The following is a 19,825-nucleotide window of genomic DNA, read 5'->3' as shown; positions in this document are numbered from 1 at the left end:
CCTGCCCCCTGTTACTCAAACTCGTTCCAGGAACGGCCATCGCGGGTGATCATCGCTACCGACGCAACTGGCCCCCAGGTGCCGGACTGGTAAGGCTTCGGTGCCTCATTGTCCGCCGCCCAGGCGTTCATGATGGAGTCAACCCACTTCCACGCCTCTTCCACCTCATCACGGCGCACGAACAGTGCCTGAATGCCGCGCATCGCTTCCAGCAGCAGGCGCTCATAGGCATCGGCGATGTGCTGCTGGTGGAAGGTCTCGGAGAAGCTCAGGTCAAGCTTGGTGGTTTGCAGGCGGTGCTTGTGCTCCAGACCCGGCACCTTGTTCAGCACCTGGATATCGATCCCTTCATCAGGCTGCAGGCGGATGGTCAGCTTGTTCTGCGGCAGTTGCTGGTAGGAGTCACGGAACAGGTTGAGCGCCGGGTTCTTGAAGTAGACCACCACTTCAGAACACTTGGTCGGCAGGCGTTTGCCGGTACGCAGGTAGAACGGCACGCCGGCCCAGCGCCAGTTGTCGATGTCCACACGGATAGAGACGAAGGTCTCGGTGTTGCTGGACTTGTTGGCGCCCTCCTCTTCGAGGTAGCCCGGCACCTTTTTGCCCTGCACGAAGCCGGCGGTGTACTGGCCGCGCACCGTGGTTTCACGCACGTTGCTCTGGTCGATGCGACGCAGGGAGCGCAGCACTTTCACCTTCTCATCACGGATGCGGTCAGTGGTCAGGTCAGCCGGCGGCGACATGGCGATCATGGTCAGGATTTGCAACAGGTGGTTCTGGATCATGTCGCGCATCTGGCCAGCTTTGTCGAAGTAACCCCAGCGGCCCTCGATGCCCACCTCTTCCGCCACGGTGATCTGCACGTGGTCGATGGTGCGGTTGTCCCAGTTATGGGCAAACAGGGAGTTGGCGAAACGCAGCGCCAGCAGGTTCAGTACCGTCTCTTTGCCCAGGTAGTGGTCGATGCGGTAGACCTGGGATTCGTTGAAGTACTCGGCCACCTGATCATTAATGACGCGGGAGGACTCCAGGTCGGTGCCCAGCGGCTTCTCCATGACCACGCGCGCCGGGTCCTGATTCAGGCCCGCTTCGCCAAGGCCGCGGCAGATGGCGCCAAAGGTGTTCGGCGGCATCGCGAAATAGTTGATGGTGACGCGGTTTTCCTGATCAAGCATCTTGCCGAGGTTGGCGAAGTGCTCTTTGTCATTGACATCCAGGTTGCAGAAATCCAGACGGGCGCTGAGGGTTTCCCACAGTTGGTCGTCCAGCTTCTCTTTCATGAAGGTTGTCAGCGCCTCTTTCACCACTTTGGTGTAGGCCGCTTTGTCCCAATCCGCACGGCCAACGCCGATGATTTTGGTCTCCGGATGAATATGGCCGGCTTTCTCGAGCTGGTACAGGGAGGGCAGCAATTTGCGGCGCGCCAAATCGCCTTTCGCGCCGAAAATAACCAGGTCACAGGCCTGGGCTGTAGAGGTTACCGCCATGTTCTTCTCCTCATTGCAGGATATTTGTAATTTTCTTACATGAATAATGTACTCTGTTTGGCCGCAACCCGTAAACCCGGATCTAAGGCCTTAATAAACGTCCAAAAATTACACCTTGGCTGGGTGTGGAAAAAGAGTAAGCAACCCTGCCCGTCTATCATGTAATTTTCTGACGTTTTTGACACCCTTTTACCAATATGAAAGTTAGACACAGTTCAAATTCTGGTGAAAAAAGAGGGGATTATCTCGTCCCGCCGGTGCCAACGCCTTTCAGCTCGTAGTATATTTTCATTAAACCGGCATTGATTTCTCCTTTGGTTGAAATCGACAAAACCATGGACTGTTAAACAATGAATACGCTGGAAACCATCCAGACCCACCTGGATCGCCTGAGTAAGTCAGAGCGCAAGGTGGCTGAGGTCATCCTCGCCTCCCCGCAGACTGCCATTCACTCCAGCATCGCCACCCTGGCCCGACTGGCGGAGGTCAGTGAGCCTACCGTCAACCGTTTCTGCCGCCGGCTGAACACCAAGGGCTTCCCGGATTTTAAGCTGCACCTCGCACAAAGTCTGGCCAATGGTACGCCATACGTAAACCGCAATGTGGAAGAGGCGGACAGCGTGGACGCCTACACCGATAAAATTTTTGAGTCGGTGATGGCCAGCCTCGACCATGTCAAAACCACGCTGGACATCGCCGCCATCAACCGGGCGGTCGATCTGCTGACCCAAGCCAAGAAGATCTCCTTCTTCGGGCTGGGCGCGTCAGCGGCCGTCGCCCATGACGCGATGAACAAATTTTTCCGCTTCAACATCCCGGTGGTCTACTTCGATGACATCGTGATGCAGCGCATGAGTTGCATGAACTCCAGCGAGGGGGATGTGGTGGTGCTGATCTCCCATACCGGGCGCACCAAAAGTCTGGTCGAGCTGGCGCAACTGGCCCGCGAGAACGACGCCACCGTGATAGCCCTCACCTCCCGTGACACGCCGCTGGCGCGCGAGGCGACCCTGCCGCTGCTGCTGGATGTGCCAGAGGATACCGATGTCTATATGCCGATGGTGTCGCGCATCGCGCAGCTGACGCTGATTGACGTGCTGGCCACTGGCTTTACCCTGCGGCGCGGCGCGCGCTTTCGCGACAACCTCAAGCGGGTCAAAGAGGCGCTGAAGGAGTCCCGCTACGATAAGGATGCCCTCTCCTCGCGCGAGCCTGGCAGCGAATGAATCATGCGCACAAAAGATGCGGAAAACGTTGTCCCCCCTCTCGATAATGGATCAGGAAAGGCATACCCTGCTAACAGTAGCGGGCAAGGATGTTTCACGCAGATGAAACAGTTTTGTCGTAAAATTACAGCCACAGCATTGTTTGGTTATCCTTGAATCTGGGGAAACCCCATGCTTTACCAGTGAACGGAGTTATACATGTCCAGACGGCTCAGAAGAACCAAGATTGTCACCACGCTGGGGCCGGCTACCGACCGCGACAATAACCTGGAAAAAATTATTGCCGCAGGCGCGAACGTAGTCCGCCTCAATTTCTCCCACGGTACCCCGGAAGACCAGCAACTGCGCGCCAACAAGGTACGCGAGATCGCTGCCCGGCTGGGCCGCCACGTCGCCATCCTCGGGGATCTACAGGGGCCGAAGATCCGCGTCTCCACCTTCCGCGAAGGCAAAGTGTTCCTTAACGTCGGCGACCGCTTCCTACTGGATGCCAATCTGGCGAAGGGCGAAGGCGACAAAGAGCGCGTCGGCATCGACTACAAGGGGCTGCCAGGCGATGTGGTGCCGGGTGACATTCTGCTGCTGGACGATGGCCGGGTGCAGCTGAAGGTGCTGGAAGTTCAGGGGATGAAGGTGTTCACCGAGGTGACCGTCGGCGGCCCGCTCTCCAACAACAAGGGCATCAACAAGCTGGGCGGCGGCCTGTCGGCTGAGGCGCTGACCGAGAAGGACAAGGCGGACATCGTTACCGCCGCCAAGATTGGCGTCGACTATCTCGCCATCTCCTTCCCGCGCACCGGTGAAGACCTGAACTATGCCCGCCGTCTGGCGCGTGACGCTGGCTGCCATGCCAAAATTGTTTCCAAGGTGGAGCGCGCCGAGGCGGTCTCCTCTGACGCCGCGATGGATGACATCATCCTCGCCTCCGACGTGGTGATGGTGGCGCGTGGCGATCTGGGCGTTGAAATTGGCGACCCGGAGCTGGTGGGCATCCAGAAGAAACTGATCCGCCGCGCCCGCACCCTCAACCGCGCCGTGATCACCGCCACCCAGATGATGGAGTCGATGATCACCAACCCGATGCCGACCCGCGCCGAAGTGATGGACGTCGCCAACGCCGTGCTGGACGGCACTGACGCGGTGATGCTCTCTGCCGAGACCGCCGCTGGCCAGTACCCGGCCGAGACGGTGGCGGCGATGGCGCGCGTCTGTCTGGGCGCGGAGAAGATCCCGAGCATCAATGTCTCCAAACACCGGCTGGACGTGCAGTTTGAGAACATTGAGGAGGCGATTGCCATGTCCTCCATGTATGCCGCCAACCACCTGAAGGGTGTCACCGCCATCATCGCGATGACGGAGTCGGGCCGCACCGCGCTGATGATGTCGCGCATCAGCTCCGGCCTGCCGATCTTCGCCATGTCCCGCCATGAGCATACGCTCAACCTGACGGCGCTCTACCGTGGCGTGACGCCGGTTTACTTTGACAGCAACAATGATGGCGTGGCCGCCGCGCATGACGCCGTCAACCTGCTGCGTGACAAAGGCTACCTGCTCTCCGGCGATCTGGTGATTGTCACTCAGGGCGATGTGATGAGCACGACTGGCACCACCAATACCAGCCGCGTATTACGCGTCGAGTAACCGGTTTACCTCCTTACCAGCCGGCCTTGTTGGCCGGCTTTTTATTTCCGCCTCCTCTTCCTTCTGCAAAATATATTTTAAAATATCCCCTCCAATAAAGCAGGGAATTACCCCTACCCGACTTTACCGATCATTAAACGCCTTCCTTAGCCATCAGCCAAATAATAAACAACATTGAGAAAGTTTGCTTGCACTTCCTCTAGGGAAATTGCGGATCTTTCTTATTTTCAATTACATTTGTTAATATTTATCCCGCTGAAAATCGTGATTTCCATCACACTTTTAGCTACCTCTCCTCTTTTCCCTCACATTTTCGTATTGATAACTTGAATGATAATGATTTGCATTTATAATGCTCGGCAAGATTAAATTTGCGCTTACCTTTTGACTTGTAAGGATTTCGCTTTATACGAAAATTTTGAATTCACCTGCTGCTCGATTTTCTGCCCTGCCCTCTGACTGACAGACGCCCTTCGCGGGCGCCGGACGCGGCACGCCAGAATGATTACCACTTTGCTATTCATCTCTTATCCAGGGGAAGGCCAGCGCACGCGCCTGCCTCACCGGGAAATAAAGACAGGGTCATATTATGTATGAAATGAAACACGCTCACGCCAGTGTTGAGAGCCAGGAAAATAACCGGACGGCCGTCTCGTTTATATTTAACCAGGAGAGTTCCGCTGAATGGCAACAACAAATTACCCAAGCGTTGTCACTGGTCAAAGACCATATTGACGGCGCGGAAAAACCCTTCAGTGGAATATTGCCCAATGAACTGGTCAGCGCCTTTAATCAGGTGGATCTGCACCAGCCATTGGGTGACACGGCGGCGGCGCTGCGCGAGCTGGAGCAGCTCTACCTGCGTGACGCGGTCTACTTCCACCACCCCAAGTATGTGGCGCACCTCAACTGCCCGCTGGTACTGCCAGCCCTGCTGGGTGAGACCATCCTCTCCAGCATCAACTCCTCCGTGGACACCTGGGACCAGAGCGCTGGCGGCACACTGATTGAGCAGAAGGTGATCGACTGGACGCTTGACCAGATGGGCCTTGGCCCGCAGGCGGATGGCATCTTTACCAGCGGCGGCACCCAGTCCAACCTGATGGCAATGCTGCTGGCGCGCGACAGCCACTGCAAACGCACCCACCCTGACCACAGCATCAAATATCAGGGCCTGCCGGCCGATGCGGGCCGCTGGCGCATCTTCAGCTCCGGTGTCAGCCACTTCAGCATCCAGAAGTCAGCCGCGCTGCTGGGGCTGGGCTACAACGCCGTGGTACCGGTGGCGAGCGACAACGCCTTCCGCATGGATCCGCAGGCGCTGGCACAGGCCATCGAAACGTGTCTGGCCGAGGGCAACATTCCGCTGGCGGTGGTCGCCACCGCGGGTACCACCGACTTCGGCAGCATCGACCCGCTGAACGCCATTGCCGAGGTGTGCCAGCGCCATCGCGTCTGGATGCATGTGGACGCCGCCTACGGCTGCGGGCTGCTGGTCTCCCAGCGCTTTGCCCAGCGCATTGATGGCATCCGCCACGCTGACTCGGTGACCGTCGATTACCACAAATCCTTCTTCCAGCCGGTGAGCTGCGGCGCGTTCTTTGTGCGTGACCACCAGCACCTGGAGCATGTCACCTGCCACGCCGACTACCTCAACCCGCTGAGCGCCAAGCTGGAGGGCACGCCCAATCTGGTCAACAAAAGCATCCAGACCACCAAGCGCTTCGATGCCCTGAAGATGTGGCTGACGCTGCGCATCATGGGTGAGAAAAAGCTGGGCGAAGCCTTCGACCAGCTGCTCGACCTGACGGCCGAGGTGCACCAGAAGCTGGCGGCCCACCCGCACATTGACGTGCTGCACCAGCCGGAGCTGAGCACCCAGGTGTTCCGCTTTGTGCCGCGTCAGTCGCTGCCAGCGGAGGTCATCGACCAGATCAATGCCGACATCCGCAAGGCGATCTTCCGCGCCGGCAATGCGGTGGTGGCTGGTACCAAGGTACAGCAGCGCCAGTATTTGAAGTTCACCCTGCTCAACCCGACCACCACCCTGGCGGACGTTGAAGAGGTGATTGATCTGGTGGTGCACTACGGCAAGGAATTGACCGCCAACACCCTCTCCAAGACGATAAGCGAGTGATCCCATGTCCAAGCACATTCATGACTTTATCGCCATCGGCATCGGCCCCTTCAACCTCGGGCTGGCCTGCCTGACCGCGCCGATCGCAGAACTTGATGGCCTGTTCGTTGACCAGAACCCCGGCTTCGACTGGCACACCGGCATGTTGCTGGAGAACGCCACGCTCCAGACGCCCTTTATGGCCGATCTGGTGACGCTGGCCGACCCCACCAGCCCCTACAGCTTCCTTAACTATCTGAAGCAGCAGGGCAAACTCTACTCCTTCTACATCCGTGAAAACTTCTTCATGATGCGCAAGGAGTTCAACCAGTACTGCCAGTGGGCCTGCGCGCAACTGCCGAACCTGCGCTTCAACACCCGCGTCGAGCACGTCAGCCATGATGAGGCGCTCGGCTGCTACTGCGTGCGCACCCGCGACACCCGCAGCGGCGAGGTCTCTGAATTGCTGGCGCGCCGGCTTGTGCTGGGCACCGGGCCATCCGCCTGGCTGCCGCCCTGCGCTGAGCCGCTGGCGGACAAACTCCACCACTCCAGCGCCTACCTGCCAAACAAAGAGGCGATGCAGCAGAGCCGCTCCATCACCGTGCTGGGCAGCGGCCAGAGCGCGGCGGAGATCTTCTATGACCTGCTGGGCGAGATTGACCAGCATGGCTACCAGCTCAACTGGATCACCCGTGCACCGCGCTTCTACCCGCTGGAGTACAGCAAACTGACGCTGGAGATGACCTCGCCAGAGTACATCGACTACTTCCATGCCCTGCCGATGGCGAAGCGCGACCAGCTCAATCGCGAGCAGAAAGGGCTGTACAAAGGCATTAATAGCAGCCTGATCAATGACATCTATGACCTGATGTACACCAAGCGCCTGAATGGCCCGCTGGATGTCAACCTCTATACCCATGCCGAGCTGACCGGCCTCCAGTGGCGCAGCAGCGGCGAGCTGGAACTCGAGCTGATGCAGCAGGAGCAGCAGGTAAGCTACCGCCACCGCACCGAGTCGCTGATTCTGGCGACCGGCTACGCCTATCGCCAGCCTGACTTCCTCGAGGGGATTACGGCGCGCATCCAGCGTGATGAGAAGGGGCGCTTTGCCGTCAACCGCAACTACAGCATTGACAACCGCAATGAGATCTTCGTCCAGAATGCTGAGCTGCATACCCACGGCTTTGTTACGCCGGATCTGGGCATGGCCTGCTACCGCAACAGCACGCTGATCCGCGAGATGCTGGGCCGCGAGGTCTACCCGGTGGAGCAGCGCATCGCGTTCCAGACCTTCTGCACCCACAAAATCGGAGGCCAATGATGGAGACGCTGTTCCACTGCCACCGCCCGGCTGGCGAGTTCCGCCTGCGGCCGCTGCGCCTGCCAGAGGATGCCGCCACTCTGCACGGCTGGATGACGCAGGCGTATGCCAGCTTCTGGGGAATGCTCGACAGCACGCAGGCGCAGGTCGAAACCTTCTACCGTGAATTGACGCAGCGCGATCCGCACGCCGCCCTGATGGGCGAGGTCAATGGCGAACCGGCATTCCTGATGGAGTTCTACCGCGCCAGTGAGGATGAGATTGGCCGCTACTACCCGGCACAACCGGATGATTACGGTATGCACCTGCTGCTGGCACCCGCCGACGCCCCGCTGCCGGGCTTTAGCTGGCAGGTGTTCACCACCGTGATGGACTACATCTTCAGCCTGCCGCAGGTGGCACGGGTGGTGGTGGAGCCGGATGTGCGCAATGAGAAGATCCACCGCCTCAACCGGCGCGCCGGCTTTGCCTACCAGCATACCGTGACGCTGCCGCACAAAACTGCCTGGCTGGCCTTCTGCCGCCGGGAAGATTACCCCGGCTACCGCGACCCGGCGGCCGTGATCGCTGAACCCCAGGAGTACCCGATGACCGATTCCGTTGCCCGCACCGCGGCCTATCAGGCTGGCGAACACCTGCACGCGCCGCACTGGGCGCAGGCCAATGCGCTGCTGCTGCGCAAGGCGCTGGCGGAGTTTTCCCACGAGCGGCTGATTGCGCCAGAATTGATGGTGGAGAAACATGGCTGGGGCCACTACCGCCTGCCGGTGCCCGGCTCCGAGGTGGAGTACCGTTTCCGCGCGAAGATCCTCTCACTCAACGACTGGCTGATTGACCTGCCCTCCCTGAGCCGGCTGGAGAACCTGTCGCCGCGCCCGCTGGACGCGCTGCAATTCATCATTGAGTTCAGCGAGCAGCTTGGCATCACCCAAGCCCTGCTGCCGACCTACATGGAGGAGATCACCAGCACCCTGGCGGGCAGCGCCTTCAAGATGACGCGCAACGCCCCGGATGCCGCCGCGCTGACGCAGGCCGATTTCCAGACCGTCGAAACCACCATGAGCGAGGGGCACCCCTGCTTTATCGCCAACAATGGCCGCATTGGTTTTGATGCCAATGACTACCTGCACTACGCGCCGGAGGCCGCCTCGCCGGTGGCGCTGATCTGGGTGGCGGTGCATGACAGCAAGGCCACGTTCGCCAGCCTCAGCGGCCTCAGCTACTCACAGCTGATGCGCGAGGAGCTGGGCGATGAGCAGATCGCGGCCTTCACCGCGCAACTGCGCGGGCACGGCGTTGACCCGGCGCGCTACTTCTTTATGCCGGTTCACCCCTGGCAGTGGCACAACAAACTGCTGACGGTGTTCGCGCCGGACATCGCCAACCGCCACCTGATCTATCTGGGGCGTGGCGAAGATCACTATCTGGCGCAACAGTCGATCCGCACCTTCTTTAACGTCAGCCAGCCGCAGAAGCGCTACGTCAAAACTGCGCTGTCGATTCTCAACATGGGCTTTATGCGTGGCCTGTCGCCCTACTACATGGCGACCACGCCGGGCATCAACGAGTGGCTGGCGGAACTGGTGCAGCAGGACAGCTACCTGCAAGGCTGCGGGTTTGGCATCCTGCGCGAGGTGGCCTCCATCGGCTATCGCAACAGCTACTTTGAGTCGGCCATCAGCGCGGACAGCCCGTATAAAAAGATGTTTGCCGCCCTGTGGCGCGACAACCCGGCGACCAACCTGCCCGCCAACCGCCGCCTGATGACCATGGCCGCGCTGCTGCATGTGGATGACGCTGGCCACGGCGTGCTGCCAGCGATGATTGCCGACTCCGGCCTGAGCGCCGAGGCGTGGCTGGCGCGCTACCTCCAGTGCTACCTCGCGCCGCTGGTGCACTGTTTCTACACCTACGATCTGGTGTTTATGCCGCACGGCGAGAACCTGATCCTGGAGTTTGAGGGGAACGTGCCGGTTCGGGCCTGGATGAAGGACATTGCCGAGGAGATCGCGGTGATGAACCCGGATGCCGACCTGCCGGAGAAGGCGCGCCGCGTGGCGGTAACCGTGCCAGAACCGTTGAAACTGCTGTCAATTTTCACCGATGTGTTTGACTGCTTCTTCCGCTTTATGGCGCGCATCCTGCATCAGGAGATGCACCTGAGCGAAGATCGCTTCTGGAAGGTGGTGGCGGACACCATCAGCGACTACCAAGCCACGCACCCAGAACTGGAGGCCAAGTTCGCCCGCTACGATCTGTTCTGTGAGGAGTTTGACCACTCCTGCCTGAACCGCCTGCAATTGGCGAATAACAAGCAGATGATCAACCTGGCCGACCCGGCGCAGAACCTGAAATTTGCCGGTACGCTGAAGAACCCGATTGCGGCCTTCCGCCCCTGATCGGTACTTTGTCTGTCCATGATGGCGCGGCCCCTGGCCGCGCTTTTTCTGTTTTTGCCTCTTTTGAAGGGACGCTGGATCCATGAGTACCTCCTATACGCCAGCCGCGGCCATGACGCGCCGCCACTGGCTGTTTCCCCTTTCGCTGGTGCTGTTTGAGTTCGCCACCTATATCGCCCACGACATGATCCAGCCCGGCATGTTGCAGGTGGTGAAGGATTTTGGCGTCGGCAGCGACTGGGTCTCCACCTCGCTCACCGCCTACCTGCTGGGCGGCATGACGTTGCAGTGGCTGCTTGGCCCGCTCTCCGACCAGCTTGGCCGCCGGCCAGTGATGCTGGTGGGCGTGGCGTTGTTTGTCACCACCTGTCTGCTGACGCTGTGGGTGCAGAGCATCGAGCAATTTATCTTGATGCGCTTTTTGCAGGGCATCAGCCTCTGCTTTATCGGCGCCGTGGGCTACGCCACCATTCAGGAGGCCTTTGCCGAGACGCTGAGCCTGAAGATGATGGCGTTGATGGCCAATATCGCCCTGATCGCCCCGCTGCTGGGGCCGGTGGCGGGTGCGGCCTTTATCCACCTTGCGCCGTGGAAGTCGATGTTTGGGCTGTTTGCGCTGCTGGCGGCACTGGCGCTGTGGGGATTGTGGCGGGCGATGCCGGAGACAGCGGGCAACCGCGGCCAGCGCTTTTCGTCGGAGCGCCTGCTCACTGACTACCGGCACGTGCTGGGCAACCGCCGGACGCTGTGCGGCTCGCTGGCCATCGGTTTCTCCGCCCTGCCGCTGCTGGCGTGGGTGGCGCAATCGCCGGTGATTTTAATGCAGGATGGCGGCATGACGCCCTGGCAGTATGGACTGGCGCAGGTGCCCATTTTTGTGTCGCTGATCATCGGCAACCTGCTGCTGGGTAAAATCAGCGGCCGGGTGAGCATTGAGCGACCACTGTGGCTGGGCGTCTGGCCAATCATTGGCGGGCTGGCGCTGGCTGCGGCGGCAGCGGTGATCGATCCGCACCAGTGGCTGTTCAGCGTGGCGGGATTGAGCCTCTACGCCTTCGGCACGGGTCTGATCAACGCCGGGCTGTATCGCCTGACGCTGTTCAGCAGCCCGGTAGGCAAAGGCACGGTGGCGGCGGCGGTGGGAATGATCACTATTGCGCTCTACGCTGGCGGCATTGAACTGGCCAAGCAGCTCTACCTGCATGGCGGCAATGGGGCCTTCTCGCTCTACAATGCGCTGGCGGGTGTGCTATGGCTGGGGCTGATGGGGTGGTTTTTAAGGACGCGCCCGGTAAGCGTATAAAAAAACGCCCGGCGTATGGCCGGGCGTCATATTAACTCTTCTTGCGTGGATAGAGCTCATCACGGCTGTAAGGCTCTTTCTCCCCCGGCTTGCGGGTTTTCAGCAGCTTCAAAATCCAGGTGTACTGCTCTGGGTTCGGACGCACCAGATTCTCTACCTCTTCATTCATTCGGCGGGCGATACGCGGATCGTCGGCAGTCGCCAGATCGTCCATCGGCGGGCGGACATAGATGTCCAACCGGCTCTCGTCACCGTTATAGACCGGGAACAGTGGCACGATCGAGGCCCGGCACACCTTCATCAACCGCCCCACTGCTGGCAGCGTCGCCTTGTAGGTGGCGAAGAAGTCGACGAACTCGCTGTGTTCCGCGCCGTGATCCTGATCCGGCAGGTAGTACCCCCAGTAGCCCTGACGTACCGAGCTGATAAAGGGTTTGATGCCGTCATTGCGCGCATGCATCCGGCCGCCAAAGCGGCGGCGCACGGTGTTCCACAAATAGTCCACCAGCGCATTGCTCTGGTTGTGGAACATGGCGGCCATCGGCTGGCCATCGGCGGCCATCAGCATCGCCGGGATGTCCACTGCCCAACCGTGGGGCACCAGGAAGATGATGTTTTTCCCCTCGGCGCGCAGGTTGTCAATCACCTCCTGCCCGTGCCAGCGCACCCGCTGCTGCACCTTCTCCGGCGCGCGGCAGGCCAGTTCCGCCATCAAAATCATCGATTGCGGCGCGGTGGCGAACATCTGGTCAATGATCGCCTCACGGGCCTCTTCAGTCAGTTCCGGCATGCAGTAGAGCAGGTTGATGCGGGCGCGGCGGCGGGCACTGCCTGCATATTTGCCCACCAGCTTGCCCAGGCTCCCCAGAAAAGGGTCGCGGATCCAGGTTGGCACATAACCCATTCCCGCCATGACACCAGCCCCCAGCCAGACGCCCCAGTAGCGCGGATGGTAAAAGGCCTTTTGGAATTGCGGGATAAACTCTACGTTCGATCTATTCTCTGTTTGCATGCGAAAACTCAATGTCTTTTCAGTCGGCTAATGATAATTGCGAAGCAGAATTTTGCAATGCACCAGAGCTAAACGGAAAAGCGCCTGCCCGGCCCGCAATACGCCGGCCAGCAAAATGAAAAAGTGAAAGCCGCGGATGAAATCACCCGCGGCAAATAAAATTAATTCAGCTGCAACTGAGGGATCACCTCTTTAACCGTCGCCAGATAGTCGCTGCGATCCTTGCCGCTCAGCCCTTCCGAACGTGGCAGTTTGGCGTACAGCGGGTTGACGGCCTGCTGGTTAATCCAGATCTCATAGTGCAGGTGCGGGCCGGTGGAGCGGCCGGTGTTGCCTGAAAGCGCGATGCGGTCACCGCGTTTCACTTTCTGGCCCGGTTTCACCAGAATTTTACGCAGGTGCATGTAGCGGGTCATGTACTGACGGCCGTGGCGAATGGCAACGTAGTTACCGGCGCCGCCGCTGCGTTTCGCGACCACCACTTCGCCATCCCCTACGGCCAGCACCGGCGTGCCGACCGGCATGGCGAAGTCAACGCCCTTGTGCGGCGCGATACGCCCAGTCACCGGGTTGACGCGGCGCGGGTTGAAGTTGGAGGAGACGCGGAACTGCTTGATGGTCGGGAAGCGCATAAAGCCGCGCGCCAGCCCGGAGCCTTGCTGGTCGTAGAATTTGCCATCTTCGGCGCGGATAGCGTAGTAATCCTTGCCGCCGCTGCGCATCCGCACGCCCAGCAACTGGCTCTGCTCGCTCTGCCCCTCCAGACGCTCACGGGACATCAGCACCGAGAACTGGTCGCCCTTGCGCAGCTTTTTGAAGTCAAGCTGCCACTGGAGCGCCTTGACCACCGAGCTGACCTCACCGCTGCTCAGGCCCGCAGCACGGGCGCTGCCGACGAAGCTGCCGTCAAGGCGACCGGTGATCACGCTGTTTTTCCACTCGCCCTCTTGGGTCTGCATCGACATCTTGAAGCCGGTGGGGGTGCGGTCGTAGGTGCGGGTTTCACGGCGCGACATTTCCCACGTCAGGCGTTGCAGATCGCCGCCGTCGGTGAGCGTCCAGGAGAGTTGTTGGCCGACCTTGAGGTTGCGCAACTCGCTGTTCTGTTGCGCCAGGGTCGAGATGTCTGCCATCTCAATGCCATACTGGGTGAGGATACTGCTGAGGGTGTCGCCGGTGGAGACGACGTACTCATGCACGCCCTGCTCACCTTCGACTTTTTCATCGATTTCATCTTGCGGAATGTCATCTTCCGGTGCCGGCTGGTCTATCGGCTCACTGGCCTCCGGCAACAGGGAGCGGAGCTGCTCGGCATCCAGCTCTACGTTGCGCACGATGGGGTTCTGTTCAGGATGGTAAACAAAAGGCCGCCAGACAGCGACGGCCAAAGTTACCACGGTCAGCGATCCCAGCATCACACGGTGGGGTCGCGGTAAGTTGTTGTATGCCAAGGCAATAGCGCGGGCTAGTTGCTGCACGTGATGTTATCCTCTGTTTACTCCAGGCAGCTCACGTACTGGCGGGCTATTTGTGACAGGAAAGTCATATAGCTCTGTTTATCCAGTGTCAGCCCGCTGCCAAGTGGATCAAGGGTGCCCATTTTGACACCGGTCCCTTGCGCAACGGCTGTAATGACGGCCGGCCTGAATTGTGGCTCAGCGAAAACGCAGACCGCTTTTCGCTCAACCAGCTCTGTTCGAATGTGATGTAAACGCTGTGCACCGGGCTGAATCTCAGGGTTGACCGTAAAATAGCCCAGCGGGCTGAGGCCAAACTGTTTTTCAAAATACGTATAGGCGTCATGAAAAACGAAATACCCTTTGTTCTGCACGGGTGCCAGCATAGTAGCAATATTTTGCTGGCTTTGCGCAAGGTTAACCGTAAACTCACGCAAATTCGCGTCTAATTTGTCTTTGTTTTGCGGCATGAGTTCAATTAATTTGTCGTGAATTGCAATTGCTGCCTGTTTTGCAATCTTTGGAGAGAGCCACAGGTGCATATTGTATTCACCATGATGGTGATCTTCGTCATGGCCATGCGCATGATTTTCAGCTGCTTCTGCGCCATGATCGTCATGTTCTTCGCCCTGCTCATCATGATCGTGCGCATCCTGCACTAACAGCGGCTTTACTGTCGGCAGTGCGGCCAGTGAAAGCTGACGGCTGGCAGGCTGCTGCGCCAGACTTTTGGTCATGAAGGCCTCCATCTCCGGCCCGACCCACACCACCAGATCCGCCTTGTTGATGCGCAACACATCGGACGGACGCAGGGCATAGTCATGCTCAGATGCGCCATCTGGCAACAGCACTTCTGTCGGCGTTACGCCATCGGCAATTGCCGCAGCGATAAAGCCCAGCGGACGGACGGAAGTGACCACTGCGGCCGAGGCCGTGTTCAGAGAAGCGGCAACCAGAGCCGCTGCGCCCAAAAAGGCCACAGGCAACCAGCGCTTTTTTTGTATCATAATGAGTTATCTCGTCGTTTTATTTTGTGAAACGTAATATTATAACATTCGAATTTTACTGCAAGATGTAATCACTATGTCCACATTGGTCAACCTTGAGAAAGTGTCGGTCAGCTTCGGCAACCGGCAGGTTCTCTCCGATATTTCGTTGGCGCTGAAGCCGGGGCGAATCCTCACCCTGCTCGGCCCCAATGGCGCGGGCAAATCCACGCTGGTGCGCGTGGTGCTCGGCCTGATTGCGCCTACCGGCGGCCGTCTGATACGTGAGGGCGGGCTGCGCATTGGCTATGTCCCGCAGAAATTGCACCTCGACGCCACCCTGCCGTTGACAGTTAGCCGCTTTATGCGCCTGAAACCGGGCGTGAAAAAAGCCGATATTTTGCCAGCGCTCAAGCGGGTGCAGGCGGCGCACTTACAGGATCAGCCGATGCAGAAGCTCTCCGGTGGCGAAACCCAGCGGGTGCTGCTGGCGCGCGCCCTGCTCAACCAGCCACAACTGCTGGTGCTGGATGAGCCGACGCAGGGGGTGGATGTCAACGGCCAGCTGGCGCTGTATGACCTGATCGATCAGCTGCGCCGCGAGCTGGGCTGCGCAGTGCTGATGGTCTCCCATGACCTGCATCTGGTGATGGCGAAAACCGATGATGTGCTCTGCCTCAACCAGCATATCTGCTGCTCCGGCACGCCGGAGGTGGTGTCGATGCACCCGGAGTTCATCGCCATGTTTGGCAACCGCGGCGCGGAGCAACTGGCGATCTACCGCCACCACCATAACCACCGCCACGATCTACAGGGCCGCATTGTGCTGAAAAGCCCCGGACAGGCGCGCGCAGGGAGCGTGAAAGATGATTGAATTGCTGTTGCCCGGCTGGCTGGCCGGCATTCTGTTGGCTGGCGCGGCCGGGCCGCTCGGCTCCTTTGTGGTGTGGCGGCGCATGTCCTACTTTGGCGACACGCTGGCCCACGCCTCACTGCTGGGGGTGGCGTTTGGCCTGCTGCTCAACGTTAACCCGTTCTATGCGGTGATTGCGGTAACGCTGGTGCTGGCGCTGCTGCTGGTGTGGCTGGAGCGCAAGCCGCACCTGGCGGTGGATACCCTGCTCGGCATTCTGGCGCATAGCGCGCTGTCGCTGGGGCTGGTGGTGGTGAGCCTGATGTCCAATGTGCGGGTGGATCTGATGGCTTACCTGTTCGGCGATCTGCTGTCGGTCACCCTCAGTGATATCTGGATGATTGGGATTGGCGTGGCGGTGGTGCTGGCCGTGCTCTGCTGGCAGTGGCGCGCCCTGCTCTCTATGACCATCAGCCCGGAGCTGGCGCATGTGGACGGGGTGAATTTGCAACGGGTACGCATCATCCTGATGCTGGTGACGGCGCTGACCATTGGGCTGTCGATGAAGTTCGTCGGCGCGCTGATCATCACCTCCCTGCTGATTATTCCGGCGGCCACCGCGCGCCGTTTTGCCCGCACGCCCGAGCAGATGGCGACGGTGGCAGTGGGTGTCGGCATGGCGGCCGTTACCGGTGGGCTGGCCTTCTCCGCCTTCTATGACACGCCGGCTGGCCCCTCGGTGGTGCTGTGCGCCGCGCTGCTGTTCCTGCTGAGCCTGTACCGGCGGCAACCTGCCTGATCCCAACCCATAAAAAAGGCGCCTGCGGGCGCCTTTTCACTGTTTCACTCAACCTGATTTCACTCAGTCTGATTTCACTCCGGCCGTTCAATACCAAAGTGCCGGTAGGCGTGGAGGGTGGCGATGCGCCCACGCGGCGTGCGCTGGATAAAGCCCTGTTGGATCAGGAAAGGCTCCAGCACGTCCTCAATGGTTTCGCGCTCCTCGCCGATGGCTGCCGCCAGGTTGTCCAGCCCCACCGGGCCGCCGGTGAATTTGTCGATAATGGCCAGCAGCAGTTTGCGGTCCATAAAGTCGAAGCCCTGCCCATCCACGTCCAGCATGTCCAGCGCCTTGCCCGCGACCGTGCCGTCGATGCTGCCATTGGAGCGCACTTCGGCGAAGTCACGCACCCGGCGCAACAGGCGGTTGGCGATACGCGGCGTGCCACGCGAGCGGCAGGCGATCTGGTGCGCGCCCTCTTCCGACAGCGACAGCCCCAGACACTGGGCGCTACGGCCAACGATGTGTTGCAGATCTTTCACCTGATAGAACTCCAGCCGCTGCACGATGCCGAAACGGTCACGCAGCGGTGAGGTCAGGGAGCCAGCACGGGTGGTGGCACCCACCAGCGTAAAGGGTGGCAGGTCGATCTTGATGGAGCGGGCGGCCGGCCCCTCACCAATCATAATGTCGAGCTGGTAATCCTCCATCGCCGGGTAGAGCACCTCCTCTACCGCTGGCGAGAGGCGGTGGATCTCATCGATGAACAGCACGTCATGCGGCTCAAGGTTGGTCAGCATGGCGGCCAGATCGCCAGCCTTCTCCAGCACCGCGCCGGAGGTGGTGCGCAAATTGACGCCCATCTCATTGGCGACAATGTTCGCCAGCGTGGTTTTGCCCAGCCCCGGCGGGCCGAAAATCAGCAGGTGGTCCAGCGCGTCACCACGCTGGCGGGCGGCCTGGATAAAGATCTCCATCTGCTCGCGCACATGCGGCTGCCCGACATACTCGCTGAGCATTTTCGGGCGAATGGCACGGTCAATCACCTCCTCTTCGGTGATGGCCGTGGAGGCGATCAGGCGGTCAGCTTCAATCATGGGTCACCTCACAGCGCGGCGCGCAGGGCGTCACGGATCAATGTTTCGCAGTCAGCGCCCGGCTTGGCCGCCTTGCTGACCAGTCGGCTGGCCTCCTGCGGTTTGTAGCCCAGCGCCACCAGCGCGGAGACGGCCTCGGCTTCGGCGTCCGCCTCCTGGCGAGCCTCCTCTGCCTGCGGCAGCGGAATGTCGCTGACGCTGTTGAACAGGTCGCCGTTCAGGCCCTTGAAGCGATCTTTCATCTCCACCACCAGCCGTTCGGCGGTCTTTTTGCCGACGCCCGGCAGTTTCACCAGCGCGGTGATCTCCTCTTTCTCCACCGCGCGCACAAATTGCTGTGCCGACATGCCGGAGAGGATGGCCAGCGCCAGTTTCGGCCCGACGCCATTGACCTTGATCAGTTCGCGGAACAGCGCGCGCTCCTGCTTGTCATTGAAGCCATAGAGCAACTGGGCGTCTTCGCGCACGATGAACTGGGTGAAGATCACCGCCTCCTGCCCCAGTTCCGGCAGCTCATAGAAACAGGTCATCGGCATATGCACTTCGTAGCCCACGCCCTGCGTTTCCAGCAGCACCAGCGGTGGCTGCTTCTCCAGAATGACTCCTCTGAGACGACCGATCACAATGTTCCCCTTCGCGAATGATGCCGGCCCCGGCCTGAAAATCGTGGTGGCGAGGCGGCAGAATAACTAACTGCGCTGTTTATAACATAAAAAAGGCTGGATGAATATCCAGCCTGTGGTCAGCGCAGCCTGCCGCGCGCCAACTGAAGCCGTTCGCTGCTCATCTTAAGCGCATTCTGGCTCAGATGGCAGTGGGTAATGGCGATCGCCAGCGCATCGGCGGCGTCGGCCTGGGGGTTGGCGGGCAGCTTGAGCAGCGAGCGCACCATGTGCTGCACCTGGCTCTTTTCGGCCGCGCCGGTGCCGACCACCGTCTGTTTCACCTGACGGGCGGCATACTCAAATACTGGCAGGTCGTGGTTGACGGCGGCGACGATCGCCACCCCACGCGCCTGCCCGAGCTTCAGCGCCGAATCGGCATTCTTCGCCATAAACACCTGTTCAATGGCAAAAAAGTCGGGCTGGAACTGGGTGATGATTTCGCATACGCCGGCGTAGATCAGCTTCAGGCGGCCCGGCAAGTCGTCCACCTTGGTGCGGATGCAGCCGCTGCCGAGGTAGCTCAGTTGCCGGCCCTGCTGGCGGATGACGCCATAACCGGTGATGCGTGAACCGGGGTCAATGCCCAGGATAATTGACATGGCGTCGGGTTGCCCTGTGGTTGTGCCTGCCGGGGCAGGCGGTGGGTGCCGTGGCACCCGGCCAAAAAAAAGATGCCGGACAGGTGTCCGGCATCGGGCCTTGCTGCGGGCGCAACGCCTTACAGGGTCGCGGCCACTTCGTCGGAAATTTCACCATTATGGTAAACTTCCTGCACGTCGTCGCAATCTTCCAGCATGTCGATCAGGCGCAGCAGTTTCGGCGCGGTCTCGGCATCCATGTCCGCCTTGGTGGACGGGATCATGGAGACTTCAGCGGAATCCGCTTTGAAGCCGGCGGCTTCCAGCGCGTCTTTCACGTCACCCAGGCTCTCCCAGGCGGTGAAGACGTCGATAGAGCCATCGTCATAGCCGACGATATCTTCCGCGCCCGCTTCCAATGCCGCTTCCATCACCGTGTCTTCATCCAGACCCGGCGCGAAGCTGATCACGCCCTTCTTGGCGAAGAGGTAGGATACGGAGCCGTCGGTGCCGAGGTTGCCACCGGTTTTGGTGAAGGCGTGGCGCACTTCGGACACGGTACGGTTGCGGTTGTCACTCAGGCACTCAACCATAACGGCGGTGCCGCCCGGGCCGTAACCTTCATAGATGATGGTTTCCATGTTGGAATCATCTTCACCGCCCACACCGCGGGCAATGGCGCGGTTCAGGGTGTCACGGGTCATGTTGTTGGCGAGCGCCTTGTCAATCGCCGCGCGCAGACGCGGGTTTGAACCCGGATCGCCGCCGCCGAGTTTGGCGGCGGTCACCAGCTCCCGGATGATTTTGGTGAAGATCTTACCGCGCTTGGCATCCTGTGCCGCTTTGCGGTGTTTTGTGTTGGCCCATTTACTGTGACCTGCCATATGAATCTCCAAATAG

The 19,825-nt window shown here is 60.1% G+C and carries 16 protein-coding genes; 8 read left to right on the top strand and 8 right to left on the bottom strand.

Annotated elements, in window-relative coordinates:
* Nucleotides 1-11 precede the first annotated feature (11 nt).
* On the bottom strand, nt 12-1,487 hold the full coding sequence (gene zwf / locus C1N62_RS07755) for a glucose-6-phosphate dehydrogenase (RefSeq protein WP_137763082.1): 1,476 nt from the start codon (nt 1,485-1,487) through the stop codon (nt 12-14).
* A 350-nt stretch (nt 1,488-1,837) separates the two neighbouring features.
* Between zwf and C1N62_RS07750 the strand changes: the two genes are divergently transcribed.
* The 6 genes from C1N62_RS07750 to C1N62_RS07725 all read left to right on the top strand — a co-directional run bounded on the left by C1N62_RS07750 (nt 1,838) and on the right by C1N62_RS07725 (nt 11,496).
* Nucleotides 1,838-2,713, top strand: coding sequence for a MurR/RpiR family transcriptional regulator (locus C1N62_RS07750; RefSeq protein ID WP_137763081.1), 876 nt, complete (start codon nt 1,838-1,840; stop codon nt 2,711-2,713).
* 198 nt (nt 2,714-2,911) lie between these two features.
* Nucleotides 2,912-4,354, top strand: coding sequence for a pyruvate kinase (gene pyk, locus C1N62_RS07745; RefSeq protein ID WP_137763080.1), 1,443 nt, complete (start codon nt 2,912-2,914; stop codon nt 4,352-4,354).
* A gap of 598 nt (nt 4,355-4,952) precedes the next feature.
* A complete protein-coding gene (locus tag C1N62_RS07740) occupies nt 4,953-6,491 on the top strand; it encodes an aspartate aminotransferase family protein (protein WP_240775768.1) in 1,539 nt (512 codons plus the stop codon).
* 4 nt (nt 6,492-6,495) lie between these two features.
* Entirely contained in the window at nt 6,496-7,794 is a 1,299-nt protein-coding gene (locus C1N62_RS07735; protein ID WP_137763078.1) for a lysine N(6)-hydroxylase/L-ornithine N(5)-oxygenase family protein, read from the top strand.
* On the top strand, nt 7,791-10,193 hold the full coding sequence (locus C1N62_RS07730; protein ID WP_137763077.1) for a GNAT family N-acetyltransferase: 2,403 nt from the start codon (nt 7,791-7,793) through the stop codon (nt 10,191-10,193). The genes C1N62_RS07735 and C1N62_RS07730 overlap by 4 nt, the downstream gene beginning before the upstream one ends.
* A gap of 82 nt (nt 10,194-10,275) precedes the next feature.
* A complete protein-coding gene (locus tag C1N62_RS07725; RefSeq protein ID WP_137763076.1) occupies nt 10,276-11,496 on the top strand; it encodes an MFS transporter in 1,221 nt (406 codons plus the stop codon).
* 31 nt (nt 11,497-11,527) lie between these two features.
* Here C1N62_RS07725 and lpxM read toward each other — a convergent pair whose 3' ends face one another.
* The 3 genes from lpxM to znuA all read right to left on the bottom strand — a co-directional run bounded on the left by lpxM (nt 11,528) and on the right by znuA (nt 14,972).
* Nucleotides 11,528-12,508 carry a lauroyl-Kdo(2)-lipid IV(A) myristoyltransferase gene (gene lpxM, locus C1N62_RS07720; protein WP_137763075.1) on the bottom strand — a complete coding sequence of 327 codons (981 nt, stop codon included), beginning with the start codon at nt 12,506-12,508 and terminating at the stop codon, nt 11,528-11,530.
* A 161-nt stretch (nt 12,509-12,669) separates the two neighbouring features.
* Nucleotides 12,670-13,986, bottom strand: coding sequence for a murein DD-endopeptidase MepM (gene mepM / locus C1N62_RS07715; RefSeq protein WP_137763074.1), 1,317 nt, complete (start codon nt 13,984-13,986; stop codon nt 12,670-12,672).
* Nucleotides 13,987-14,003: 17 nt separating this feature from the next.
* Nucleotides 14,004-14,972, bottom strand: coding sequence for a zinc ABC transporter substrate-binding protein ZnuA (znuA, locus tag C1N62_RS07710; protein ID WP_137763073.1), 969 nt, complete (start codon nt 14,970-14,972; stop codon nt 14,004-14,006).
* Between the two features lie 76 nt (nt 14,973-15,048).
* Between znuA and znuC the strand changes: the two genes are divergently transcribed.
* Both znuC and znuB read left to right on the top strand, forming a co-directional pair.
* Entirely contained in the window at nt 15,049-15,825 is a 777-nt protein-coding gene (znuC, locus tag C1N62_RS07705) for a zinc ABC transporter ATP-binding protein ZnuC (RefSeq protein WP_137763072.1), read from the top strand.
* Complete coding sequence (znuB, locus tag C1N62_RS07700; protein WP_137763071.1) at nt 15,818-16,603, top strand: zinc ABC transporter permease subunit ZnuB; 786 nt, start codon at nt 15,818-15,820, stop codon at nt 16,601-16,603. The genes znuC and znuB overlap by 8 nt, the downstream gene beginning before the upstream one ends.
* Before the next feature lie 74 nt (nt 16,604-16,677).
* Here znuB and ruvB read toward each other — a convergent pair whose 3' ends face one another.
* From ruvB to C1N62_RS07680, 4 genes are all read right to left on the bottom strand, one after another.
* Nucleotides 16,678-17,682 carry a Holliday junction branch migration DNA helicase RuvB gene (ruvB, locus tag C1N62_RS07695; RefSeq protein ID WP_137763070.1) on the bottom strand — a complete coding sequence of 335 codons (1,005 nt, stop codon included), beginning with the start codon at nt 17,680-17,682 and terminating at the stop codon, nt 16,678-16,680.
* 8 nt (nt 17,683-17,690) lie between these two features.
* The gene (ruvA, locus tag C1N62_RS07690; protein ID WP_137763069.1) at nt 17,691-18,305 is read right to left on the bottom strand and encodes a Holliday junction branch migration protein RuvA; all 615 of its coding nucleotides are present in this window, start codon (nt 18,303-18,305) and stop codon (nt 17,691-17,693) included.
* A 119-nt stretch (nt 18,306-18,424) separates the two neighbouring features.
* Entirely contained in the window at nt 18,425-18,946 is a 522-nt protein-coding gene (ruvC, locus tag C1N62_RS07685; protein WP_137763068.1) for a crossover junction endodeoxyribonuclease RuvC, read from the bottom strand.
* Between the two features lie 119 nt (nt 18,947-19,065).
* Nucleotides 19,066-19,809: a YebC/PmpR family DNA-binding transcriptional regulator gene (locus C1N62_RS07680; protein WP_137763067.1), complete on the bottom strand. Its 744-nt coding sequence runs from the start codon at nt 19,807-19,809 to the stop codon at nt 19,066-19,068.
* Nucleotides 19,810-19,825: the final 16 nt, after the last annotated feature.

This window comes from Nissabacter sp. SGAir0207, from assembly GCF_005491205.1.
In the GTDB taxonomy this organism is placed as follows: Bacteria; Pseudomonadota; Gammaproteobacteria; order Enterobacterales; family Enterobacteriaceae; genus Chimaeribacter.
The sequence above is the reverse complement of the archived record's forward strand: the minus strand, read 5'-3'. Positions and strand labels throughout refer to the sequence as shown.